The sequence below is a fragment of the Bradyrhizobium semiaridum genome, from assembly GCF_020329505.1.
Lineage (GTDB): Bacteria > Pseudomonadota > Alphaproteobacteria > Rhizobiales > Xanthobacteraceae > Bradyrhizobium > Bradyrhizobium semiaridum.
The window spans coordinates 61,285-83,125 of the sequence record NZ_JAGKJJ010000003.1; the positions used below are offsets into that span (position 1 = coordinate 61,285).

The 21,841-nt window shown below is 61.1% G+C and carries 25 protein-coding genes and 1 pseudogene; 5 read left to right on the plus strand and 21 right to left on the minus strand.

The features are described from left to right. The first annotated feature begins 8 nt into the window (after positions 1–8). Together J6500_RS04955 and J6500_RS04960 are read left to right on the plus strand one after the other, a co-directional pair. A complete protein-coding gene (locus J6500_RS04955) occupies positions 9–332 on the plus strand; it encodes a hypothetical protein (RefSeq protein ID WP_225711557.1) in 324 nt (107 codons plus the stop codon). A gap of 929 nt (positions 333–1,261) precedes the next feature. Then, entirely contained in the window at positions 1,262–1,480 is a 219-nt protein-coding gene (locus J6500_RS04960; protein ID WP_225711558.1) for a hypothetical protein, read from the plus strand. A gap of 33 nt (positions 1,481–1,513) precedes the next feature. On the opposite strand, the gene J6500_RS04965 is transcribed toward J6500_RS04960, so the two are convergent. Then, positions 1,514–1,741, minus strand: coding sequence for a DUF6894 family protein (locus J6500_RS04965; RefSeq protein WP_225711559.1), 228 nt, complete (start codon positions 1,739–1,741; stop codon positions 1,514–1,516). A 122-nt stretch (positions 1,742–1,863) separates the two neighbouring features. Here J6500_RS04965 and J6500_RS04970 point away from each other — a divergent pair, with 122 nt between their 5' ends. Then, a complete protein-coding gene (locus tag J6500_RS04970; RefSeq protein ID WP_225711560.1) occupies positions 1,864–2,580 on the plus strand; it encodes a Crp/Fnr family transcriptional regulator in 717 nt (238 codons plus the stop codon). Positions 2,581–2,664: 84 nt separating this feature from the next. Then, positions 2,665–2,844, plus strand: coding sequence for a hypothetical protein (locus J6500_RS04975; RefSeq protein WP_225711561.1), 180 nt, complete (start codon positions 2,665–2,667; stop codon positions 2,842–2,844). A 360-nt stretch (positions 2,845–3,204) separates the two neighbouring features. On the opposite strand, the gene J6500_RS04980 is transcribed toward J6500_RS04975, so the two are convergent. The 3 genes from J6500_RS04980 to J6500_RS04990 form a co-directional block, all read right to left on the minus strand. Beyond that, the gene (locus J6500_RS04980) at positions 3,205–3,603 is read right to left on the minus strand and encodes a hypothetical protein (RefSeq protein ID WP_225711796.1); all 399 of its coding nucleotides are present in this window, start codon (positions 3,601–3,603) and stop codon (positions 3,205–3,207) included. Between the two features lie 761 nt (positions 3,604–4,364). After that, on the minus strand, positions 4,365–5,087 hold the full coding sequence (locus J6500_RS04985; RefSeq protein WP_225711562.1) for a helix-turn-helix transcriptional regulator: 723 nt from the start codon (positions 5,085–5,087) through the stop codon (positions 4,365–4,367). Positions 5,088–5,352: 265 nt separating this feature from the next. Then, positions 5,353–5,826: a cupin domain-containing protein gene (locus J6500_RS04990; RefSeq protein WP_225711563.1), complete on the minus strand. Its 474-nt coding sequence runs from the start codon at positions 5,824–5,826 to the stop codon at positions 5,353–5,355. Positions 5,827–6,083: 257 nt separating this feature from the next. Here J6500_RS04990 and J6500_RS04995 point away from each other — a divergent pair, with 257 nt between their 5' ends. Next, complete coding sequence (locus tag J6500_RS04995) at positions 6,084–6,971, plus strand: LysR family transcriptional regulator (RefSeq protein WP_225711564.1); 888 nt, start codon at positions 6,084–6,086, stop codon at positions 6,969–6,971. On the opposite strand, the gene J6500_RS05000 is transcribed toward J6500_RS04995, so the two are convergent. From J6500_RS05000 to J6500_RS05080, 17 genes and pseudogenes are all read right to left on the minus strand, one after another. Continuing rightward, positions 6,964–7,347, minus strand: a complete 384-nt coding sequence (locus J6500_RS05000; protein ID WP_225711565.1) for a Rid family hydrolase — start codon at positions 7,345–7,347, stop codon at positions 6,964–6,966. The two genes, J6500_RS04995 and J6500_RS05000, sit on opposite strands and share 8 nt — an antisense overlap. A gap of 91 nt (positions 7,348–7,438) precedes the next feature. Then, entirely contained in the window at positions 7,439–8,269 is an 831-nt protein-coding gene (locus tag J6500_RS05005; protein ID WP_225711566.1) for an alpha/beta fold hydrolase, read from the minus strand. A 245-nt stretch (positions 8,270–8,514) separates the two neighbouring features. Next, the gene (locus tag J6500_RS05010) at positions 8,515–9,279 is read right to left on the minus strand and encodes a branched-chain amino acid ABC transporter ATP-binding protein (protein WP_225711567.1); all 765 of its coding nucleotides are present in this window, start codon (positions 9,277–9,279) and stop codon (positions 8,515–8,517) included. A 13-nt stretch (positions 9,280–9,292) separates the two neighbouring features. After that, the gene (locus J6500_RS05015) at positions 9,293–10,000 is read right to left on the minus strand and encodes an ABC transporter ATP-binding protein (RefSeq protein WP_225711568.1); all 708 of its coding nucleotides are present in this window, start codon (positions 9,998–10,000) and stop codon (positions 9,293–9,295) included. Positions 10,001–10,004: 4 nt separating this feature from the next. Further along, positions 10,005–10,889, minus strand: a complete 885-nt coding sequence (locus J6500_RS05020; RefSeq protein WP_225711569.1) for a branched-chain amino acid ABC transporter permease — start codon at positions 10,887–10,889, stop codon at positions 10,005–10,007. A gap of 7 nt (positions 10,890–10,896) precedes the next feature. Next, entirely contained in the window at positions 10,897–11,898 is a 1,002-nt protein-coding gene (locus J6500_RS05025; protein ID WP_225711570.1) for a branched-chain amino acid ABC transporter permease, read from the minus strand. 94 nt (positions 11,899–11,992) lie between these two features. After that, on the minus strand, positions 11,993–13,240 hold the full coding sequence (locus J6500_RS05030) for an ABC transporter substrate-binding protein (RefSeq protein ID WP_225711571.1): 1,248 nt from the start codon (positions 13,238–13,240) through the stop codon (positions 11,993–11,995). A gap of 73 nt (positions 13,241–13,313) precedes the next feature. Then, positions 13,314–14,294 (minus strand): SMP-30/gluconolactonase/LRE family protein, encoded by a 981-nt coding sequence (locus J6500_RS05035; RefSeq protein WP_225711572.1) that lies wholly within the window; start codon positions 14,292–14,294, stop codon positions 13,314–13,316. A 97-nt stretch (positions 14,295–14,391) separates the two neighbouring features. Next, entirely contained in the window at positions 14,392–15,009 is a 618-nt protein-coding gene (gstA, locus tag J6500_RS05040; protein ID WP_225711573.1) for a glutathione transferase GstA, read from the minus strand. 330 nt (positions 15,010–15,339) lie between these two features. Beyond that, positions 15,340–16,209: a LysR family transcriptional regulator gene (locus tag J6500_RS05045; protein ID WP_225711574.1), complete on the minus strand. Its 870-nt coding sequence runs from the start codon at positions 16,207–16,209 to the stop codon at positions 15,340–15,342. Positions 16,210–16,368: 159 nt separating this feature from the next. After that, positions 16,369–16,836, minus strand: coding sequence for a S26 family signal peptidase (locus J6500_RS05050; protein WP_249781354.1), 468 nt, complete (start codon positions 16,834–16,836; stop codon positions 16,369–16,371). Between the two features lie 58 nt (positions 16,837–16,894). After that, the gene (locus J6500_RS05055; RefSeq protein WP_225711576.1) at positions 16,895–17,104 is read right to left on the minus strand and encodes a helix-turn-helix domain-containing protein; all 210 of its coding nucleotides are present in this window, start codon (positions 17,102–17,104) and stop codon (positions 16,895–16,897) included. Positions 17,105–17,270: 166 nt separating this feature from the next. Then, positions 17,271–18,086, minus strand: coding sequence for a DUF2285 domain-containing protein (locus J6500_RS05060; RefSeq protein ID WP_225711577.1), 816 nt, complete (start codon positions 18,084–18,086; stop codon positions 17,271–17,273). A gap of 98 nt (positions 18,087–18,184) precedes the next feature. After that, positions 18,185–18,345 (minus strand): annotated as a pseudogene (locus tag J6500_RS05065) (DUF736 family protein); the annotation flags it as partial. Positions 18,346–19,084: 739 nt separating this feature from the next. After that, a complete protein-coding gene (locus J6500_RS05070; RefSeq protein WP_225711782.1) occupies positions 19,085–20,044 on the minus strand; it encodes an ArdC family protein in 960 nt (319 codons plus the stop codon). A gap of 503 nt (positions 20,045–20,547) precedes the next feature. Beyond that, positions 20,548–21,084, minus strand: a complete 537-nt coding sequence (locus J6500_RS05075) for a cysteine hydrolase family protein (RefSeq protein ID WP_225711578.1) — start codon at positions 21,082–21,084, stop codon at positions 20,548–20,550. A 32-nt stretch (positions 21,085–21,116) separates the two neighbouring features. Then, positions 21,117–21,755, minus strand: a complete 639-nt coding sequence (locus J6500_RS05080) for an acyl-homoserine-lactone synthase (RefSeq protein WP_225711579.1) — start codon at positions 21,753–21,755, stop codon at positions 21,117–21,119. Between the last annotated feature and the right edge of the window lie 86 nt (positions 21,756–21,841).

Consider the following 21,841-nt stretch of genomic DNA (forward strand, 5'->3'; position numbering starts at 1 on the left):
AAGTGAGCGTGTCTGTCGCCCTTGTCCAGCAACAGAAAGTCGCCATGAAAAATCGGTCATTCAAGGTCACAGTTTGTTTTGAGTCGCGTCCCGACGGTGGACTCCGCGCTTGGAGTGATGACGTTCCCGGGCTCGTGCTTTCACATACTAACATCGATGGTGTTTTGGAGGATGTGACGGAAGCTCTGAGCGTGATCTTGTCTCACCAGTTCAATACTCAGATCGACGTAAAGCCTCTTGGGAATCTTCGGGAAATGCTTGAGGAAAACGGCATCGTTGCCCCGCGCGGTTTTGTGCCCGGACCAAAGGAATACGTGGCAACCGTCCATTAAAACGTGATTGCAAATCGCCTCCTTTCTAGAAGCGAATGGGAGGCGAAACTCCGCCGTTGGCAGTGCAAGCCAATGGAAGGGAAAGGTCCGCTAAACACAGCCGAATGGTGGATCGGGAAGAACGGTCCATTTACTGTCCCCGTCGAGGGCGATGATGATCGATGCGAGTTCTGGGCGCTTCGTCGTCTATGCGATCTCCACGGCCAACATCCGTCCGATCTAGATAACGATAAGCCGCACTGAAAAGAAACGGCCTCAGCGCCCGGAGGAGCCACTGAGGCCGTTCTTTGTTACAGCGGCTCCAGCGATGGCAGGGTGCGCTGGAGCCGTTGTGTCCCACTCTCCTCGACGGGACGAAAGTCTAACGAGAACGGTTGCCACCAGTTCCCGGCCCGTAGTTGCGCGGATGTAAGCCGTGTTCCGCTATGATACGACCAACGCGGGGCCGGCCAACCCACTCAGCACGGGACGCCCGGCCCAAGCCTGCTGCCGGTCGCCTAGCATAGGGGGCGACCGGCGCAGGCTAACTGTGAAAAGAAACGGCCCCAGCACCCTTGGAGGTGATGCTGAGGCCGTTCCTCATTCCAGCCTTCCCGATCCGCCGATGCAATACTTTGGCGGCTCTCTGAGCCCTGAGAAAAATTGTCCTTAATTAAACCGCCATGCCCAGTTCGTCGAACATCGAATCAAAGCGTGAGCCAGTCAATTAACTTGGGTGAATCAAAGGTAAACAAATCGTCCGGATGCTTAACGGGGACGGGTGTCCTAATTCCATTCTGCGGGTGTCCTAATTAGGACAGCACCTAAGCCGCCATAAGAACGAAATGAGAACTTAGAGTCAAGGCTGGAGGCGGCTAGCTCCGACCAATCTACTGCGCGAGCAAGTTCAATCGTACGAAGGAAGTCGGGTTTGGGCGGGAATGCAAGCAATGCCAATCAATCGGTTACTGGCGGCGGAGAAATATCCGCCGGAGAAAATCGAGTGTCTGACCAAGGCGTTCAATCTTGCCTTGGGACGGATGGGGCTGGTTGATCGTGATGATCCGCTTTGCGAACTGGTAGCTCGCAAGGTTTTAGAGGTTGCCGAGACGAGCCCGGGGGATCCCAAGCAGATCGCTGAGGCCGCTGTGGCGCGCATTGGGCTTTGAAGCCGCGCCCGCCTTTGGGTCGACAAAAGCCAGTCAGTGCCGTTCGGCCAGCACGTGGAGGATGCAAACAGGGTTTGCCCCCTCGTCGGTTACTTCCAGGCGCCATTCCTGGCCGGGCTTCAGCGCCCCGTCGAGGTCTTGGAGAAGTTGCCCGGCAGTGAAAGTAGCCTCTTTCCACGCCTCCTCCTCGCCGGAAAGATCTACGCCGGATTCGTCGGCATAGCGCTCGCCATGCTGAATGTGAAAAAAATAGCGAGGCATTCCAGACGACTGTTCGCGGTGGGCTGATGCTGCGGAATAATTAATGACATTCGGGCTCGTTCCAAGCGTAAGCTGGCGGAACCGGATAGCATCCGTCCCGCCCCTCTCTTAAGGAATCTCGAATGCCCGTCGAGATGATGATCCGCAAGTTGCGGCTGCACTCCGAACTGCCTGATGAAAATGTCGAGGCGTTACGCGCCGTCGTGACTCCGGTTAAGAATATGCCCGAGGATTCGCTCATCGTTCGCGAGGGTGATCTCAGCACCCAATGCTGTGTCATCATGAGCGGCTTTGCTTACCGGTCCAAGGTTTCGGAAACTGGCAAGCGGCAGATTCTCTCGTTTCACATCGCTGGTGACATACCTGATCTCCAAGGCTTGCCTCTGAAGCGGATGGACCACGACCTCACCACCCTCTCGCCAGCGAGGCTCGGCTTCATCAATCATGATGCGCTTGAGCGGATCATTGAGTCACGGCCGGCGCTGGCGAGAGCGCTGTGGCGGGAGACGCTGCTTGACGCTGTCCTGTTTCGTCAATGGATTGTAAACCTCGGCACGCGATCAGCCTCGGGGCGCATGGCCTATTTGATCGGGGAGTTGCGCCAGCGGCTGGCGGCCATGGGGCTGGTTGCCAACGAGCAGTTTGACTTTCCCATCACGCAATCGAAGCTGGCCGATGCGCTCGGGCTCAGTGTTGTCCATGTCAATCGGGTCCTCCAGGCGTTCCGGACCGAAGGTGTCCTTGATTTCAAGCGCCGGGTCGTCACGCTCCGTGACCTCGAAAGAATTGTAGAATTAGGCGGGTTTGAGAGCGTGGAGGAGGATGGCGGCAGGGCATAATGCCCGCGCCCCTGGTGACCGCCCGTCTTGGACGATCCTAACATAAGCGAAGGCGTCGATCGGCCATCTGTCTAATCTGGTGGCATGACAGACCAGTTGCTCATGCGCGCTTCGCTTGCGATTGAAGAAGCACGCCGCCTGCGCGAGCAGAGAAGAATGTTCGTCGCGCAACAGGAAGAGCGCGTCACTGAGCTGCGTCGAGCCATCTACGACAGCTCCTCATTGCTCATGGAAGTGAAGGCCTGTCGAGACGACAGCGATTAACCGTCGTTCCCCGCATCGCCGCTCGGTGGTCTTCGGAAGCCCACTCTGGCCCTCGCGTTTTCCGCCAGCTTGGTCCACTCTTCCGCCAACCGCAGCCATGCCTCCCTGTCTAACGGACTGAGGGATCTCTCGGCCTGCCTTCGGCAATCCTCAGCCTGGAGAAAATATCGTTCCGCGTCGGTCATACGCTCGGCCAAGGGCTGATTACAGGCTGGTTCCGAGCAGCACAGCCAAGTTCCGCCTGTATGATTACCGAAGGTGCCAATTGGCGCGGGCCGCAATGCGCTAGGCAATCCGAAGGAATCGCGGAGGCGGCCGTTGCCTGATTGGAAGTCGTTAGCCGCCTCTCCTTGACAGTTTTCAGCGCTTTGCGGGCGGGCCGCTCTTGTTGCCGGGCAGGCCTTTAATGTTTGACGGGTCTTGTTGCTGGACGTGCTGATTTTGAGGGTTTGAGCCTACGGTGCTTCCTGGCGCGGGACCGTTCTTGTTGCCTGGAGCACCACTGATGCCGGTTCCCGAATTCTGAGCGCTTGGAGAGTTCATGGCGCCGCTTGCACCACTGGCCGCACCCGGCCGTCCCGGGGGCGTTGCCGTGGCGCCCGGCTTCTCCTGGTCGCCGACGTAGCCGGACTCGCCCGAGTTGCGGGTCTTCACGCCCTTATCAGCTTCGCTTTGCAGGTTCTGAGCCGCTACGTGTTGAACCATCGCGGGGGCCACTGCGATCACTGCAGCCACAACAGCGAACGTGCTTATCCTCATGAGCATCCTCCTCCAGGTTGCCCCAGACACACAACACGCTTGCCCCGGTTGATTTCCTACGACTCGAAAAATTATGAGGGGCTAGCCCGCGGTCACCTGCGCCATGCGGAAGGACAGACCAAGTGCTGAGCCACCGTCCACGAGGCGACAGGTCGCACCGCGTCTGGTGCGCATCAAGGGTCGAGACGACGGCGGTGCCCGCCCTTGACGCGCACCCGACACGGCGCAAGAGGCGGGCCATCGCTTAAGCCGAGAAGACGGCATAAGCGCCGGAGGGCCATATGAGGAACTTCACATTCTCCGGGTTCGTTACAACTCATGGACCGCACCAGGAATCGACGTTTGAACACCTGAGCAGATTGAAGCCCTTCGGCGTCTACTTTAGAAGGGCGCTTCAATTTACCGGGCCTCGGTCGTACTCAAGCGGATCGAAAATCCCAATAAAATAAGTCACTTAGCTCTTGACATGAGGACTTAATATCTGCCGTGGATCGGGCCAAGATGCCCGGGAAAGTCACTCCACACACGTTGCGCCATACGGCGACACGTGGCTGACGCAGCGCGGCGTGCCGATTTGGGAGGCCGCAGCCGGGTTCCTCGGCATGTCGCCGTAGGTTCTGCAGGGTACTTATGGCCATCACCATCCCGATCATCTGCACGGGGCTCTGAGCGGCGGTCGGAGTGGCAGCATTCGAACCTGCAACCCCTAGGTCCCGAACGCTTCGATCGAGCGTTTGCCCGTCGGGCGAAACCACGTGCCGTCAGCTCAATTCCCGCAGGCGAAATGCTTCGAGAACACACTGCGCAATTGAGCCGGCATTGAGCTTGCGCCGGGCATTCTCAAGGTGGAACGCAACAGTTCGAGGCGAGATTTGAACGAGCACCGCAACATCAGCAATAGTCTTGCCGCGAGCGACCCAAGACAGGCATTGCCGCTCCCGCTGCGTCAGGATCGCGCCTTCGGCGGCGCTCTCGTGCGGCTCCAGTCTCGCGCTGACGTGGGCGTGGAAATACAAGCCTGCCAGCCGCAGGATCTCGACACGCTCCGAAACCAGCCGCTCGGTGTCGTCTATCGTTTCCGTTGTCGCAACGGTGAAAGCTGCCATTCGCCCGAACCCTGACCTGATCGGCACCGTGACGCCCGATCTGATCCCGAACGCTGTCGCCTCCTCGAAGAACCGCTTTAGCTTCCGGTCGTCTGTCTGGATCGAACGACCGTCCCACGCGAACACGTCTTGCTCCGCAGCGGCACGCCGGACCACCGGATCGATTTTTTGGTACTTCAGACCAAAATATCTCTCGGTCCAGGATTTGGGGTACGAGGATATCAAGGTCGGATCATCGGCGGTGAGGCGAAGATATGCAAAGCTCTCGAATCCGAGCCTGCGCGTCATGCGAGCCGCGACGCGCTCGAAGGACGCTTGATCCGAGGCCGTCTCGAGCTCATCAACAAACCCCTGAAATGAATATTCGATGGGCGTCATGACGAACCTTCAAGTGCTGCTCCAGCACCGGTACTCACAAAAAAGCAGCCCCCGCCTCGCGGCCGGGGGCTCAGTTTGGGAGAGCTCTCGAGAACACCGTTCGTGTCGCCAGCGACACGCCAAAGCGGGCGGCGTTCAAATGTTTGATGGCGTGATCGCGAGGCCGCTAAGATGTCTGCTTGGCACTTTTGGCGGCGGCCGCAGCCGGTGCAAGTTACGATCGCCGCCAGCCTGCGCGCGGCCACTCCACCCTTGCAAGCCCACCTCAATAGGTCGGCGCGAGTTGCTCGTCGAGCACCTGGTAGCCATTCTTCATGACGAGACTCGAATCGACGAAGTGGACGATACGGACCGGCGAACAGTGAACGCCCAGCACCCGAACGGTGGCTTGTCCGGCCACTTCGAACGCATGCGGCACATTGGGAGGAAACTCGAACACGTCTCCCGCCTTCCCTCGCTTCTTCTCGGATTCCTTGCCGATGAGCCATGCGTTCGCTTCGCCTTCCAGCACCACCAGGCACTCGGTGTAGGGGTGCCAGTGCATCGGTTGGAAGTATCCCGGCTCGCAGGTTTGTATTCCCATGAACACGGGGGTTTCACCGCGATCGATCAGCGGCTGATAGAAGGAGAGCGGTCCGAACACCACTTTCTCGCTTGCCTCCAGCGATGCCAGCCTGATGTCGACGATGGGCTGCGGGATACTCTTGCTGATGCCACTTGCCGGCGGTCGCGCGCTCATTTTGGGCTCCTTAACTTTTGCTGCGGACGCCACCGTGCAACAACTCGCATGCAGGCAGGTAGCATGAAGAGCCGAACAGCGCGTTGCCGCTAATGCAACGCGCAAAGGGCTCCGTCATCGCTTGGACCGATTGCTCACAGCAAGAAATGACGCGGCGCAGATGGCAAGCCAAAGCCGGTCCGCGCACATCTGGAAGGGTCGCTACGAAGCAAGTATCGTCTGCTCGGGCACTCTTGCCCCTTAATTTGGCGATCAAAATGAACCACGTTTCGCTTCGATATTTTATTGAGGTGGCGGATTGCGGCTCGATCCGGCAGGCCGCCCAGCGCCTTCATGTTGCGGCCTCGGCGGTCAGCCGGCAGATCGCCAACCTCGAGCATGATCTGCAGGCCGAGCTGATCGAACGCGGCCCAGGCGGCGTCACCTTGACGGCGGCGGGCGTCCTCGTTGCCGAGCAAGGCAGGTCGATGTTTCGGGGCTTCGACCGGATCCGTTCACTGGTCGACGACCTAAAACAGCTGCGGCGGGGCCGGCTCGACATCTTCTGCGTCGAAGGGCTTGCCACCGAGTTCCTGCCACGCGCCATCGCGGCATTCCACAACAAATATCCCGATGTCAGCTATCAGGTTATCACCGCCCCAACCGACCGGATCGCTGAAGCGCTCCTGCAGGACGAATGCGACTTTGGCATCACGATCAATCTGGCCGCACGGCCGGAAATCAAGGTCGTCGCATGTCGCACCGAGAAGGTGCATGCCATCGTGTCGCGCCTGCACCCGCTCGCGGCTCGCGACAGCATCACCCTACAGGAAGCGAGCGGCTATCCGGCGGCAATGCTGCTCGGTTCATTTGGCGTCAGGCAACTCCTCGATCAGGCCTTCGCACGCTGCGGGGTCACGCCCCGGCAGCTGATGTCGTCCAATTCGGTCGCGGCAATCAAGGGCTTGGTGCTCGAGGGAGCAGCTATCGCCTTCATGTCTCCCTCCCTGATCCGGCGCGAGCTCGAGGAAGGCAGTCTCCTCGCCAAGGCCATCGTGACGACTCCGCAGACCGCCTATCGCCTGGAACTGTGCGTCCACAACAAGAGGCATCTGTCGTTCGCAGCCCGCGCCATGCTCGATGCCCTGGCCCAGCAGCTCAGGTGAGGTGCGCGACGGACGCGATCTCGACCAGGAATTCGCTCTTGACGAGGTCGGCCCGGATGCAGAAGCGGGCCGGAGGATCGCCTGGAAAGAACTCCGCATATACCTCGTTCATCGCCTGATAGTCGTTCAGGTCCTTGAGGAATATGCTGTTCATCGCGACGTCGGCCATTGTCCCGCCGGCAGCGTTGATCACCGCCTCTATCCGCTGCAGGACGTGCCGGGTTTGCGTCCTGACATCGCCAATTCCGACGGTCTGCCCGTCGGCGGCAATCGGCAGCACGCCAGAGACATAGACCGCGTTTCCGGCCCGGACACCAGCGGAGTAAGGCGCAAGCGGTGCTGCGGAGCCTACGGGATTGATCGGAATCTTAGGCATTTATCGGGTCCTTTCCCTTTGCTGAAATGATTTGCAGTCCGCGGGAACAGCCGCTTGTTGGCGGGCCTGATCGGGCCAGCCGTCGAGCCCATCAGCCGCGCGGCCGCGCGCTACTTGCTGCTCGTTCTTCGGTCACGCTCCGGAAGAATTCGAGCACAATCTCATTGAATTCGGCCGGATTGGTCACCGAGCAGGCATGGCCTCCGCCTGAGACGAACGAGAGCTTTGCTCTCGGGATCAGTTCGGCCAGCTCCTCGGAATAGTAGATTGGCGTCAGGAAATCGTCCCGGGCGCAGGTTACGAGGGTCGGCGCCTTAATGCGGGGAAGCGCATCGATCTGGTTATGCCGCAACACGGCGTCGAGCCTGCTTGCGAGTATGGCGGGAGCTGCGGAGCTCTTGATCGCAAGCTCCTCGCGCCTCGCCAGTTCGGCAGTATTGTCGGCAATCCATCGGCTTGGATAGAGGAACACTGGCGTCGACTTGACATAGGCATCGACACCGACGCCGAGTACGATCTCCTTTCGCATTCCCATCGCCCGGCGGGTGAACTCATCAGTTCGCCCGCGGGTCCCATAAAGAACCTGGCTCAACACTCGCGCCGGATATCTCGAGGAAATCACCTGAAGCATCATGCCGCCGGTCGAATGGCCGAGAAAGTGCGCAGCCTCGATCCCGAGCGCATCCATCAATCCGATCGTATCGGATGCAAGCAGTTCCACCGAGTACTCGATCTGGCTATGGCTCGAGCGGCCAGTTCCCCGGTGATCGAAGGTCAATACCCGAAACAGTTTCGAGAGCGGCTCGAGCTGTGGTGTCCAGTAGGAGGCCAGTCCGCCCATACCGGAGATCAGGATCAATGGTGGCCCCTGGCCGATCGCCTCAAAGTGGATTTCTGCACCTGCGACCGACACGAACGGCATCTCGACATCTCCGGTTCCGCGAACTGGAGCCGGATATAGTCGAGTGGCTCGCTACTCTGGTAACAGCAATGCTCTCACACCGTGTTGCCGGGTGCGCAACGCAAAGGCGACACGCCCTCGTTCTGCTGCCATGCCGCACCGAACCACACGGCCGCTCGAATGGCACGCCGCGCACGCCACTGATCGCCGCGCATATCCTCACTAGACAGCCAATCGCTCTCTCTCTTCCGGGCGCCGATACGCCTCTAGCCGCCCGAAACCTCGAGCCAGCGGCCGATCTCTTCACGCATCTTGTCGTCGGACTGCAGGAAGTCCGCGGTGCCCTCGGTGGTTTTCTGGCCAAGCTCGAGCACATAGATGTAGTTCGAGACCTCGATGCACGGTTTGATGTTCTGATCGACCAGAACCACGGCAAGGCCCTCCGCCGCGAGTGCGCTGATCTTCTCGTAGACGTCGGCCGCAAACTTCGGGGCGATCATGGCGGTCGGTTCGTCGAGCAGGATGATCTTGGGGTCCAAAAGCAGCGCTCGCGCTATCTCCAGAAAGCGGCGTTGTCCGCCGCTGAGCGACCCCGCCAGATTTCGGCGCGCCGCACCGAGCATCGGAAACTCGGTCAGGGTGCGGTCCAGTATCCTGCGGGTCCTGACCCGGTCGTGGCGGATCGGCCAGCACCCGAGCAGAAGGTTATCCTCCACCGAAAGGCCGAGGAAGAGGCTGCGGTTTTGCGGCACATAGGCGACGCCCATCAATGCGAGAACATGGTTGGGGACGCCGGCAAGCGACTTGCCGTAGAGGCGGATGTCGCCGGAGCGCGGTTTGAGCGCTCCCATGAAGGTCTTGAGCACGGTCGATTTGCCCGCCCCGTTGGGTCCGATAATCCCTGTCACGGTCCCAGATCGAAATACCAGCGACAGATTTCGCAGCACGTGGATGTCGCCGAAATACGCGGCGGAGACATCGCAGAATTCCGCGACAACCGCCTTGACGTTGTCAGAAGACAATTCGGTCACGCCGTTCGCTCCTCTAATGCGCAGTGCCGAGATAGGCGTCGACGACCTTTGGATCGGTCTTGATCTGCTCCGGTGATCCCTCGGCGAGGATTCCGCCCTCGTGCATCACGATGATCCGCCTGGAGAGGCGATAGAGAGTTCCGGGGTCGTGACATACCAGCAGGATCGCAACACGCTGCTGCAGCATCTCCTTGAGCTCGTCGATGAACATGCGGCAGAGATCCGAATGCATCCCGGCAAACGGCTCATCGAACAGCACGACGTTCGGCCAGATCATGATCAATCGGGCGAGCTCAAGTAACTTCTGCTGTCCGCCAGAGAGCTCCCAGGCATAGTTGCTTGCCAGCCTGTCGAGCTTGACGCGCTTCAGCGCCTTATGGGCGCGATCTGCTTTCGCCTCCCGATCTGCCTCGCGGGACGGCGCGACGATCAAGTTCTCGAGCACGGTTAGGCCGCGAAATGACCTTGGCACCTGGAACGTACGCCCCACCCCCATCATGCTGACGCGATGTGGCGCCATGCCAATGATGTTCTTGCCGTCGAGCTCGATCGCGCCACCATCCGGCTTCATCAGCCCGCAGATGCAATTGAGCAGCGTCGACTTGCCGGCACCATTGACGCCCATCAATCCAACCGCTTCACCCGGTTCGATATTGAGCGATATCTCCCGCAGCGCCCTGATCGCGCCAAAGCTCTTCGACACCCCGGAAATCCTCAGCATCGCCCTAGGCCCTCCACTCCACCTGCCCCATCAGGCCGGCGGGCCGGACCACGATGACGGCGACAAGTACCAGAAATCCTGCAATCAGCCCGGTGCTCTGGCCGAGGTAGAGCGTCGTCAGTTGTTCGGTCAGCGCAAACACCATTCCCCCAGCCAATGCACCCAGCGGACTGCCCAGTCCGCCGAGGACGATCACGACGAAGCCCAGAATGGTATAGTCCATCCCGGAGAACGGGCTGAACGCGGGAAACACCAACGCGATCAGCACGCCGGTCATTCCTGCAAGTCCGAAGCTGATCGAGAAGGCAAATAACGACAGTCGGTCGATATCGATACCGACGATGCGGAGCGCGTCGCGGTTCATGATCGCGCCACGCAGCGCCTTGCCATAGATAGTTTGGTAAAGCGCCCAGAAGATCACCGGCACCAGGGCAAGCGCAACGCCAGCCGCGACCAGCCTGGCATGGGGCACCCGCAGGCCCAGAAATTGAAACGAAAGCGGCCTGAACTGGAACGAGATGGCGCGCGCGTCGGCGTCGAAGACGAAGAGCAGCGATGCGCTGATCATGAGCGAGACACCATAGAAGAAGAGAAACGAAGCAAGTTCCGGCTCCCGCGAGTTCTGCAACCGCTTGCCGGCAATCCGATACAGGCCGTAGCCGAGCACGGAAAGATAAGTGAACGCGACCGGCAGGGCGGCGATCGGCGAATAACCAAATTTGGCCGTCAGCGCGTACGTGATGAAGCTGCCGGCAACGACAATGTCGCCATGCGCGAGATTGGCTATGCGCATGCCGCCGTAGACGATGGTCAGGCTCAAGCCGAGAAACCCGTAGATGACGCCGAGGATCGCAGCGTTCAGGATGATGTTGGGGACGAGTGTCGCCATGTTTCCCTCAGAACAACCAGCGGCGGAACCGGGGATGGCGGTCGAGCAGCGAGCCGATCAATCCCTTCGGCATGGCGAGGACGGTCAGCGATATCAGGGCGCCGAGAATGAATAGGTTTGCGACCGGAAATCTCGCCCAGATCAACTCATCGACCACGCTCATCAGCAGCGCCCCCAACAATGGCCCCATGACGGTGCCGAGCCCGCCGAGCGCGGCATAGATGATGGCCTTTGCCGAGATCAGCATGTTGAAGGAGGCTGACGGGTCGATCACGGACGAATAGAGCGCCTCGATCCCGCCACACGTCGAGGCAATCGTGGCCGACAGAAGCCACACCGAAAGCCGTAGCCGCGTGACGTCGATGCCGATCATCGCAGCAGCTCCGGCATCGTCCCGGATCGCCTTCAGCCGCAATCCGTAAGGCGTGACCGCAATGAGCGTTGCGATTGACAGCGATACAAGGCAGAGCGCGACCATCAGGTAGTAGGCCAGGCTCGGATCCTTGATGGCGGTAATCGTGACACCTGAGCTTCCACCGGCGACATGTTCTGGCAGGATCGAGACGAGGCTCTTCAGGACAATCGACAGCGAGAGGCTGACGATCGAGAAGAACACGCCGCTCAGCCTCATGGTGGGCGCGAACAGTAGCGCCAGCACAGTGCCCGCCATGGCCGCTCCACAGATGCTCCATCCCGCCAAAACACCGTGGAATTGGGTCAGCACTGCCGCTGCATATGAGCCAATTCCGAAGAACGCCACAAAGCCAAAAGGCAGGTAGCCGACAAGGCCGGCAACGAGATTGACCGCCGTCGCAAGCGTCACCCATTGCAGGAGATAGAACCAGAAGGAAAGACCGTTGCTTGCCCACGGGATCGCTGCCGCGACGGCAAACATAACCGCAAGTGTGGCGTTCCAGATCAGAAGAGAGGAGCGCGTCAGCCTCGACGATGCGCTTTGATATGCGTCCTTGCGGGTATTTTGCGCCGTAGCCTGGCTCAGCTCCGTCACCGGCCCCTCCCCGGTCGCGAACCAGCCGCCGCGTTGGCTGCGCCATATGTCGCCGCAGGCGATCTACCGGCGAGACCGAAACAACCAGCCAACATCAAGCGCGCTCCGCCCAGGTCGGCATCGGATAACGCGGCTTGGCCGTCGCGACTGACGCTGGCGCGATGACATCGCGGCCATCGGCGGTGTTCTGCAGCACCAGGATATTGAACCCGGTTTGCTGGCCGGTCTCGTCGATCGCGTACGTCCCGCTCAGCACGGTGAGCTTGCCGCTCAGGTCAAGCGCCGCCCGCTTCAGCGCCGCGGCGGAAAGATCCGCAGCCTGCTCGATCACCGCACCAAGCACCGTGGTGCCGGCGTAAGCGACCGCGGTATTGATGTCGGGATCCGGCCCCCCCGGATATGTCGCCCGGTAGGCCTTCAGGAAACCTGCCGCATCCGCCCCGCGGGTGACCGGATAGTGCACCCGAGGATCGATGTTGAACTGGCCCCAGAGCCCGATGGCATCGGCGCCGAGCGCCAGGATGGAAGAATTCTGCGAGAAGCCGGAGAAGATCGCGGGGAAATTGATGTCATTTTCCTTCATCTGCCGGAGCATGGCGATCATGTCGGAATCGTAGGAGGTGATGCAGAGCAGGTCCGTGCCGGCAGCCGCAGCCTTCTGCAGCGAGATGGTAAAATCCCGTGCGCCGCGCTGGTATTTCTCCATGGTCCCGATCCGCAGACCGCGCTTCTCGGCGGCAATCTTGATCAGTCCGGCCAGGGCTTCCGAGTATGGCTCGTCGACCGCAATGGTCGAGACCACCCGCCCGCCAACATCCTTGAGCACTTGCACGGGAACGTCAGGCACCCGCGAAATCGGCGTCGTGCCGCCGTTCACGATAAAGCGGTAGCCCTGCTGGAAGACGGTGTCTGCCGCGACCGCCCAACCCATCATGAAGACATCATAACGCTCGGTGACGGCTGCGGCCGCGGCCGTCAGGGTCGAGCCGTAGGGCCCGAGCACCAGGTCGATCTTGTCGTCATTGATCAGGCTTTCATAGACGCGCGGCACCAGCTGCTTGTCGCTGCGGTCGTCGCGGATCAGCAGCTCGATCGGCAGGCGGCGTCCCCTGTGCAGGAGACCGCCCTGCCGGTTCGCATCGTCCAGCCACATCTTGATGGCCCGGCTGCCGGATTGCGCATCATGTGCGAAGGGGCCGGTCGAGGAAATCGACATGCCGATCCGGATCGAGGAGCGCGTCTGTGCGGCGGCCCGTCTCGTCAACAGCGCTGGTGCGGCATTTGCGGCGGCAGCAAGCAAGCCCGCCCGGCCCGACAGTGTCAGGAACTGCCTTCTCTTCATGAGGATCTCCTGAGGAACGGAACGTCAATGATTTTCAGCGCCGGCGCCGAGCGCACGCGCCGGCAAATGAATGTCAGCGGGCGCCGGCGACGAGCGTATCGATCCGGTAGATTGTCGTCGGGCACGACACGAATACCGTCCGGCGGTCAGCGCCGCCAAACACGAGATTGGTCCCACCCTCGGGCAGGGGTATGCGGCCAAGGCGCGTCCCCTCAGGGCTGATGATCCAGACGCCGCCCGGTCCCGCCGACCACAAATTGCCGCGCTCGTCCACCCGCATGCCATCTGTAATGCCAATGCCGGTCTCTTCGCGCAGGTCGGCGAACATGCGGCCATTGGCCACCGTGCCATCGTCCAGCACGTCGTAGCGACGGATGTAATTGTCGATCGATCCGTTGGCGTAGAGCACCTTCTCGTCCGGCGAGAACGCAAGCCCGTTGGTGTTTGGAATGTCGTCGATCACCCGGACAACATCGCCATTTCTGATCATGTAGATTGCATTGATATCGATCTCGCAGCTCGGATCGTCGCCGAGCTTCAACATGCCGCCGAATGTGTCGGTGAAATAGATCGACCCGTCCTTGCGAACCACCACATCATTTGGTCCGCCGAACCGCTTACCTTGATACTTATCGGCAAGGACTGAGCGCCGACCGTCCCTTTCGACCCGGACGATGGAGCGGCCACCCCAGGTGGCGATGATGAGCCGCCCCTCCTGGTCGAGGGTGAGGCCGTTCGAGCCGAACATGTTGAATTGTTCGAACTGGGGATGCTCGGACGCCTTGCCGTTGGTGAAGGGCATGCCGACGCGCCATACGTCGGCGCCTTGGTAGCCGGTCTTCTCCAGGTAAATCTCGGCCTTGTGGCCCGGCTGCCAGCGATAGATCACATTGGCCGGAATGTCGCTGAACAGCAGATGACTGTCGGGACCGGCATTGATCCAGGTCACGCCCTCGGTGAATCCGAACCCGGTGACGACGGCTTCGAGCTTGGCGTCGGAAGAGATCAGCCCGTCGACGCGCTTATCCATCCTTACGATCGGTTCGTAAGTCATCAGCAAATCCTCCATGAATTTCTATAATCTTCGGCCGCGCCTTGCATCGCCGTCGCACGGAAATGGTCCCAGACGGCCGGCCCAGCCGGCCATCCGCTTAAGGGAGCGAAGCCCTCGCCTCGGCGTCGAGCGCCGCTTGAACGTGGGGACGCCTTGCAATGCGCTCCATGTAGGCCTGGATCGCCGGCCAGCGAGCGAGATCGATCGAGAATGACTTCATCCAGAGCAGCACCGTATAGAGATAGGCGTCGGCAATGCCGAAGCTGTCGCCGAGCAGATGATCCTGCGCTTCGAGCGTTGCCGTGATCTCGCCAAACCTGCGGAACAGACGTTCCTTGAAGATCTGCTTGATGTTCTCCGGTATCTCCGCATTGAATAGCGGATGCGAGGTCGCATGAATCTCGCTTGTGATGAAGTTGAGCCACTCCTGCAGCCGCACGCGTTGCAGACTTCCTGACGGAGGCGCGAGCCCGGCTGCAGGCTTGAGATCGGCGAGATACTGCACAATTGCCGGTCCCTCGGTGATGATCTCGCCGCCGTCGAGCTGCAGTGCAGCCACGTAACCTTTTGGATTGATCTCGAGGAAATTGCCGCCCTCGGATGTCCGCTTGGTCTTGTTGTTCACCATCACGAGCTTGAACGGTAGCTCGAGCTCGCGCAGCACGATATGTGGCGACAGGGAGCAGGAATTCGGCGCCGAATATAACTTCATCATGTCATCCCTATCGTTTCGTCTCTGTTGTGCGCCGGGCGTCCGCCGTTCCACGGCACGCTCGAAGGTCGGCCGGTGCGTCCCCGCTTGATCGCCGTCAACGGATAGGGCTCGCCCAGGATCGCGTAAAATTAATTGTCCAGAATCCTCCCATTAGCTCCGCTACTGCTTGGTGGACGGCACGAGTCCAGACTCGATGTCGATGGCAGCAGGCACATTGTGCGAGCGCGCGATCCGCATCGCTCATGATCGCCAGGGACACGCCAGCACGGATTCGGTCGACGCACGGATCGCGCGCGACGGGACAATTCGCAATAGATGCTGATGGCGCGATCAGGCCGGCTGCAGCATGTCGAAAAACGCGCGCACCGCTTTCGTGTTCGCCTTGGTGTGGCTGACAAGGCCAAAGCGCCGGTGGACGGGCTCTGCGAGTTCAAGAATGCGCAGACCTTGCCGGTTATCCGGGAGTGTCAATTCCGGAACCAGCGTCACGCCGACTCCTTCGCGCACCAGCGCAAAGGCGCTGCTCCAGTCACGCACCGAGACGCGGAGATCATCGAGCTTCAGGCGCTGCTCGGCAATGACCTTCTCGGCGGTGGCGCGACACCCTCCGGTCGCCAAAATAAACGGCTCGGCGACCAATTCGCTCAAGGCAACGACGTCGCGCCGCGCGGGGCGGGCAAACCGATGGCCATTGGGGACAACCGCAACCCATGGATCCCTGCCGAGCAGGACGGAATTGCGCGACGCGGGCGGATTGACCACCATGCCGATGTCGACCTGCCCCGCGGCGATCAGCGCATCGATCTCTTCATCGCTCGCCTCGAGGGTGATGACATCGATACCCGGGTGGGATTGCTTGAAGCGCCGCAGGATCGGCGGCAGGATCGTGGCAAGGACGACCGGAAAGCAGGCCATCCTGATCGTGCCGCGCTCGAGCCCTCTCGATTCATCGACCACTGTCCGAATCGTCTCGAGCGCCGACAGCATCACCCGCGCCTGCTCGATGATCTGAAATCCGACGGCGGTCGGAACGGTCTGCCTGCGATCGCGGGTAAAGAGCTGCACGCCGAGCAACTCCTCAAGCAGGGCGATGGCCTGGCTCGCACCCGACTGGGTCAGGCCGACGCGCTCGGCCGCGCGGGTGATATTGCCATAGTCGGCGACGGCAACGACCGTTCTCCAATGCATCAGGTTCATCATGGCAGCAGCCCACCTTATGTCCAGATGATTTGCCATTAGCTTTGCAAATGGAACGCAGGAACGCAATGCTCGTGTTGGAAAAAGACCGGAGGAAACTTCAAGGCTCGCGCCGCGATGCCCCTCCGGTCCAGTTGCCGCCCGATTGCAGCCACCGGGCGCTCAGCCATCGGGATTCCAGATCCAGATCGGGAATGCGACGCCGAGAATATCGCATCGCAGGACGGGCCCGAAGTAGCGGGAATCGAACGAGAATGGGTGCGGCTGCAGCAGGAAATACTCGCCGTCGACGAGATGCACGCAGCCGTCCCAGGTCGGCAGCGGCCGGCCGGCCCGATCCTTGGCCTGCACCTCGGCGAGCACCTTGCCGTTGATGGAAATCGTACCCGGCGGCTCGTTCGAGCGGCAAACGTCGTCACTCGCGGTCGCTGCGACCTGCTTCAGAAGCGGCACAGGTGCCGGCATGATGTCGTGGGCGAGGAGCAAGAGCTCGATGGCGGGTGTCGGCCTCAACACCGCAAGCTCTCCTTTCCCCGGCAATCGCTGCGCAAGATAGTAGAAGCCGAGCGGCGCGCTGCCGGATGCATTGTAGATCACAAGCGGCGTCCCGGCCACAAAGGACACCAGCATGGCAACGATCCCGCCGCATAGCGCCGACAGGATCGTGCACTTGCTTAGCAAGCTGCGATCAATCCGCATCTGAGGTCGATCTCCGCTTGTTCGCCTGCGAATACTCCACGAGATCCTCGATGTGATAGCGCACGTAGCGGCCGTGCTTGCGATAGGCTGGACCGCGGCCGTGGACGCGCATTTTTTCAAGCGTATTCTTGGTCAGCCTGAGCCAAGCGGCCGCCTCAATGGTATTGAGGAACGGCTTCTCAGGCTGCTTGTCTTCCATTTTGGTCATGTCCGAATGATCTCCACATGCGCATCGGCCAACGAGCAGAGCGCAACAGGAAGCGTCGTCAGATCACGCGCGGAAATCGAAGTGGCGAAGGCAGCCGGCCAGCTTTTGCCATCCCCGGACAGCAAGGCTCGTCAAGCCCGCGCAAGGAGATCAGGATTCAGTTGAGAAGATCGCGATATCCGCCGTCCATCAGCTCCTTGCCTTTGGCAACAAGCCGTCTGGTGCGGTCCTTCAGAAACTGGCTTGCCCCCAGCCATTCGTCGGCGACCATCTTTACTCCAAAGATTGTGATCGCGATCTGCCGATAGGTCTTGCCGTTGAGGCTTTCGTCGAGCGCGACCAGTGCGTGACGCAGCCGCTCGTCGCTCGTGAATTGTGCTGCGTGCGGGGCCGCGCGTGGCTGCTCCCTGAAACGCTGCAGCCGCTTGAAGAGTTCGTTTTGAACGGCGAGATCGTCAAGGCCGTGAAGCTCGAACACGGGCCGAAATGGCCGGCTCAGGACCGACAGGCCTTCAACCTTGAGGGCGACGTGAACACCCCTTCCCTTCATGAGGACAAATGGAGTCTGGTCCACGTCGATGATCGCGCGGCGTTCGACTCTGAAATCGGAGAGCCGGTATGTCTGGGCCGCGCGCTCGTTGGGCACGTTGGCCCTCAATCGGACGACACGCTTGAAGGCGCTCGCATGCCAGAACACCGGCGCCTGCTCTGCGCAGAGCGCAGGATCAGCGAATGCGGCAAGGCCCCACTTCTCGGCCTGCGGAAATCTTCGTGGCAACCGCAGCAGCCGCGTACCGTCGTTCAAGGTGACGCACGGCAGGCGCTGCGGAACGGATCGCCGCCAGTCGGCGACATAGCCTGCGTTGCGCCGCAGGAACTCCCACGCCCAGTCGGGGGCGTCGTACTCCGGCTGGTCCTGTGATGTGATCCCGTGGCGGCGTTGCCGGCCAGGCTGGTACTGTGGAGACCTCATTCAAAAGCGGCCCCGTCGCTTTCGCCCCATCGGATCGTTTCGGCCAATTGAGGCAAGAGAACGGCTCCCGCCTGCGGCGCCGGCGGGAGCCGTCTTTCTCAGTCCGCCGGATTCCAGATCAGGCGAACACGCTGTCGTCATTCTGGCCCGCGGCACGGCCGAGATCGGCGTAGAGCTTGCGCGGACCGAACTCGGGCGCGGCGAGCGAGAGGCTGACATAATCGCGGCCGCTGGTCTCGCCGCGGCGGATCCAGCCCGCAGGTGACATATCCAATTGCGGTCATGGTGCTTTCCTTTGAGTTGTTCGCGAGAAACCGATCCCCTTCGCGATGGCGGGACCTGATGGGACGCGAAACGCCCGCGAACCTGAATGGGGCGAAGCGAACGCGGCCGCCCCCAGCTTCGCGCTTTTTTTGCAAGCGTAGCGGCCGCGAGGAGCCGGCGCAGTCCGGCGGGGAAAAAAGCGCGTGAGCTGGGTTTGTCGGGCGGAGCCAAGTCCCATAGGTCTCTCCGCCACGCGAGGGAATCGGTCGTCACAACAAGGGGAAACGCCCGCGCAAATTCAGGTGTCTCCGACACCATTAGCGGTGACAACGGTCAGCTGAGCGTGTGCCGATTCGCCCGGCCTCGAAACCGATGTCAACGGGAAAAGCCCGGCGATCTGCACCTCCTGACTTCAGGTCGCGGTCTCGGATCCGGAGCGGACTGGATTCGGCGGCAGCTGATCAAACATCGCTATGTCAGCCTCTCGCCCGCCCCCGTTCGCTCCGCAGGCCCTGCGCCGATCCGTGCACCGCTTCCCCGTTTGCTCGATCCGGAACCTTGCGGCAGCGGCCTCGACGGCATGCGGCGGCCATGCGTTGCCGCGAGTTGAGATCGATAGTGAGCGCCTCGCTCATTGGTCGGTAAACGCGGAGAGACGGGCGGCGTCCGGGTTTGCGGCTGGCGCGCCAGATATGAAACGTCGCGCCAGCCCGTCGCCCAGTCGCCGCGAGCGGTCATGCACAACTGGCGCCGCCGGCTTGTGCATCTGCTTTGCTCGCGCCGAATGCAAGCAGCAAGTCGGCGGCCCTGGACGCCTTGCTCGCGGCGCGGAAGATGGCCCGGTTGTCCTCGCGCAACACTGCGAGCCATGAACCGAGATAGTCCGCATGGCGGACCGTCGGCCTGATCCTGAGTGAAGCGCAGACGAATGCTGTCGTCAGTTCGGCGACCAGCTCTTCCCTCGCATAGGCTTTGGAGCCAAATGCTCCGGACTGGTCGCGGTCGAGCCGTTTTGTGTGTCCAGTCCAGTGACCGAGTTCATGAAAAAGCGTGCGATAATAGTTGATCTGTTCGAAAAACGCCGGCTGTGGCGGGATGTGAACACTATCGGACGCCGGATCGTAGAATGCGCTGGTGCCTCCAACGCGGATCACGGCGCCCGTTGCGTTGGCTAGCCGCTCGGCTTCCGGCACGATCTCGCGTTCCGGCAACGCCGGCGCCGCGGCAATCAGCTGTTCCGGCAGGTCCTCGCATTGATCGACGTTGAACACCACGTAACGGCGCAAAAACGGAATGGCAGCTTCATCCAAGGCCTGCTCGCCCGCATCGCTTGCGGCGGGTCTCTTGGCGGCCTCCTCGCGCCTGGGAATGAAGCGGTCTGCATAGCAGACGGCGACGCCGTGCTCGCCCTTGCGTATCTTGGCGCCAAGGCTCTGCGCCTGGCGGTAGGTCAGCCAGCGCTGCATGGAGAAGCCGCCTTCGTAGAGCCGCCCCCAGAGGATGAGAATATTGATGCCGGAGTAGTTTTTGCCGGTCGCAGCGTTGCTCGGCAATGAGAAAGCAGCCTTCGCGGGGCTTGCATCCCATGGCCGCGCCCAGGGAAAGATGCCAGCCTCAAGCTCCGCGATGATTTTTGTGGTGATTTCTTCATAGATGCTTTGCCTTTGCTGCGGCGCCTGAGTCTTTCTTGTCATTTTCGACACGACGATCTCCGTTTGCTTTTCCTTTCGCGCCCTGCCCTCGGAAGGCGGGGTGGGCGGCGAAGAGCGACCGGCCAGCCCCGAATGAAGAGGCGAGCCGCACCGGAACGGCCGGAGCGCCAGCGGAGGACCGCGCGGACGCGTTCGTTTCGATAATCTGTCGACATGCGGCCGCGCGGTTGCGGCTCGCCGGTTCGGGGCTATAGGGGAGCGCCGCCCACCGCGCCGTCCTGGGGCACATAAAATGCGGCGGCCGCATATGGCCGGCCCCCCACAAGAATGTCACTTGCAAATGCACGTGAGAACAGGTCGCCGCGCTCTTCGCGCATCGCGCGCAACTGCTCGCGTGGTTTGAAACCAGCGCGCCTCGACACCTCGGAGGCGATCGGAAGATGCCAGCGGAGACGGTTGCAGCTGTCAAACTTGTCATCGATCACAGCGATGACGCTCACGATAAGCCGGCCTGCCGGACCAGCCACGATGTCTACGCGGTCCTCTCAGGACAGCAGCTCGCGCACTTTGCGGATGATCGCGGCATCCCCGAGTGATACCGCCCATTCGAGTGCGGCTTGCCGCATCGTGGTCGCCACGATACCGTGCTGGGCCAGCCGATCGAGCAGCAGAGGACGATCGATTTCAGAGCGCGCTATCGAAAGGTCCGCAAGAATGCGAACGTCGTATCCATATCCGGCTCCCTGCAGCGCAGCGATCAGGACGTCCTCCTCAAGGTATGATCCGCCGAGAAACACGGTACCAATGTCGGATGTTGCGAGGTAGCCGGCAATGCGCGGGTCCGCCCAGAGCGAAAATACGTCAGCATCGAGGTGCTCGATCGAGGCGGCAACTGGATCCGGCAACAAGCCGGCCTCGCACTCGCCGAGGGCGATCTGACGTACATTGAAGAGCCCGCGACAGCCAACGAGCAGAGAGAGGCACTTGTCACGATGGGTAACCAAAACAGCAGAAGCGGCTGCATCGACTCCACGTGTCAAGTTTACCAGCAAAATGCAGCTCTGATGAGGATCGGCCAGCATGAGAACGTCGCTGTCATGGGTGCCCCGCAGGCTCAGGCGGCATGCCGTCCAGCGTCGGCGGTGCCAAGAACCGGGCCATCACAGTTTGCGTAGCTGTACAATTTTTGCAGCGCCGATTCGGAGTTGTGCAAAAACCCCGCAACCGCGTTGGTCTCGCCGATCTGCTGCGGCGGCGCCAATCGTTCGAGTGGCCAGCCGGCTCTCCTCAAGATGCGCTCCATGACGGTATCGGTGACCGTGACGATCGATCGAGCGCTCCTCGCCTGCATGGCTTCAAGCATTGCAGCGAATAGAATGAGGGTAGCCCGATTGAGGCCGTTCCGGCCGAGTTCGGTGGCGCGCTTGGTATCGATACAGAACCGTGAGCTTTCGAGGACTGCTGCATCCCTCGGGGCTTCGCGCTCCGCGAGCAACACGGAAAACGTGTCTGCCAGCATGTTGGGGCCGGTTGTCGGCAGCAGACGGACGCAGCCGATGACGTCATTCTGCTGCGAGAAGACGACCAGATAGGTTGGTTCGACGGCGTCGTAGATGTCGATCTCCAGGTCCCCACAAGCAGACACGTTCCACTCGAGTCGATCCCTGAAGACACGCCGCCGCAGCCGAAACATCTCGGTCAATAGATTGAGATGCTGTCCAACTTGGCGGCGATCGATGGCGATGGCGTACATGGCGAGCTCCTGCTGAAGGGAAGCTCACGACACCAAGATTCCAAACGCGGGGCACCTGTCGTTTCAGACAGGGCAGATGGAAAAGA

Excerpts from the sequence above, each read along its gene's own strand:
- J6500_RS04960 (WP_225711558.1), top strand. The coding sequence starts at position 1,262 with ATGCCAATCAATCGGTTACTGGCGGCGGAGAAATATCCGCCGGAGAAA.
- J6500_RS04965 (WP_225711559.1), bottom strand. The coding sequence starts at position 1,741 with ATGCCTCGCTATTTTTTTCACATTCAGCATGGCGAGCGCTATGCCGAC.
- J6500_RS04970 (WP_225711560.1), top strand. The coding sequence starts at position 1,864 with ATGCCCGTCGAGATGATGATCCGCAAGTTGCGGCTGCACTCCGAACTG.
- J6500_RS04975 (WP_225711561.1), top strand. The coding sequence starts at position 2,665 with ATGACAGACCAGTTGCTCATGCGCGCTTCGCTTGCGATTGAAGAAGCA.
- J6500_RS04980 (WP_225711796.1), bottom strand. The coding sequence starts at position 3,603 with ATGAGGATAAGCACGTTCGCTGTTGTGGCTGCAGTGATCGCAGTGGCC.
- J6500_RS04985 (WP_225711562.1), bottom strand. The coding sequence starts at position 5,087 with ATGACGCCCATCGAATATTCATTTCAGGGGTTTGTTGATGAGCTCGAG.
- J6500_RS04990 (WP_225711563.1), bottom strand. The coding sequence starts at position 5,826 with ATGAGCGCGCGACCGCCGGCAAGTGGCATCAGCAAGAGTATCCCGCAG.
- J6500_RS04995 (WP_225711564.1), top strand. The coding sequence starts at position 6,084 with ATGAACCACGTTTCGCTTCGATATTTTATTGAGGTGGCGGATTGCGGC.
- J6500_RS05000 (WP_225711565.1), bottom strand. The coding sequence starts at position 7,347 with ATGCCTAAGATTCCGATCAATCCCGTAGGCTCCGCAGCACCGCTTGCG.
- J6500_RS05005 (WP_225711566.1), bottom strand. The coding sequence starts at position 8,269 with ATGCCGTTCGTGTCGGTCGCAGGTGCAGAAATCCACTTTGAGGCGATC.
- J6500_RS05015 (WP_225711568.1), bottom strand. The coding sequence starts at position 10,000 with ATGCTGAGGATTTCCGGGGTGTCGAAGAGCTTTGGCGCGATCAGGGCG.
- J6500_RS05020 (WP_225711569.1), bottom strand. The coding sequence starts at position 10,889 with ATGGCGACACTCGTCCCCAACATCATCCTGAACGCTGCGATCCTCGGC.
- J6500_RS05030 (WP_225711571.1), bottom strand. The coding sequence starts at position 13,240 with ATGAAGAGAAGGCAGTTCCTGACACTGTCGGGCCGGGCGGGCTTGCTT.
- J6500_RS05035 (WP_225711572.1), bottom strand. The coding sequence starts at position 14,294 with ATGACTTACGAACCGATCGTAAGGATGGATAAGCGCGTCGACGGGCTG.
- gstA (WP_225711573.1), bottom strand. The coding sequence starts at position 15,009 with ATGATGAAGTTATATTCGGCGCCGAATTCCTGCTCCCTGTCGCCACAT.
- J6500_RS05045 (WP_225711574.1), bottom strand. The coding sequence starts at position 16,209 with ATGATGAACCTGATGCATTGGAGAACGGTCGTTGCCGTCGCCGACTAT.
- J6500_RS05050 (WP_249781354.1), bottom strand. The coding sequence starts at position 16,836 with ATGCTGGTGTCCTTTGTGGCCGGGACGCCGCTTGTGATCTACAATGCA.
- J6500_RS05055 (WP_225711576.1), bottom strand. The coding sequence starts at position 17,104 with ATGGAAGACAAGCAGCCTGAGAAGCCGTTCCTCAATACCATTGAGGCG.
- J6500_RS05060 (WP_225711577.1), bottom strand. The coding sequence starts at position 18,086 with ATGAGGTCTCCACAGTACCAGCCTGGCCGGCAACGCCGCCACGGGATC.
- J6500_RS05070 (WP_225711782.1), bottom strand. The coding sequence starts at position 20,044 with ATGACAAGAAAGACTCAGGCGCCGCAGCAAAGGCAAAGCATCTATGAA.
- J6500_RS05075 (WP_225711578.1), bottom strand. The coding sequence starts at position 21,084 with ATGCTGGCCGATCCTCATCAGAGCTGCATTTTGCTGGTAAACTTGACA.
- J6500_RS05080 (WP_225711579.1), bottom strand. The coding sequence starts at position 21,755 with ATGTACGCCATCGCCATCGATCGCCGCCAAGTTGGACAGCATCTCAAT.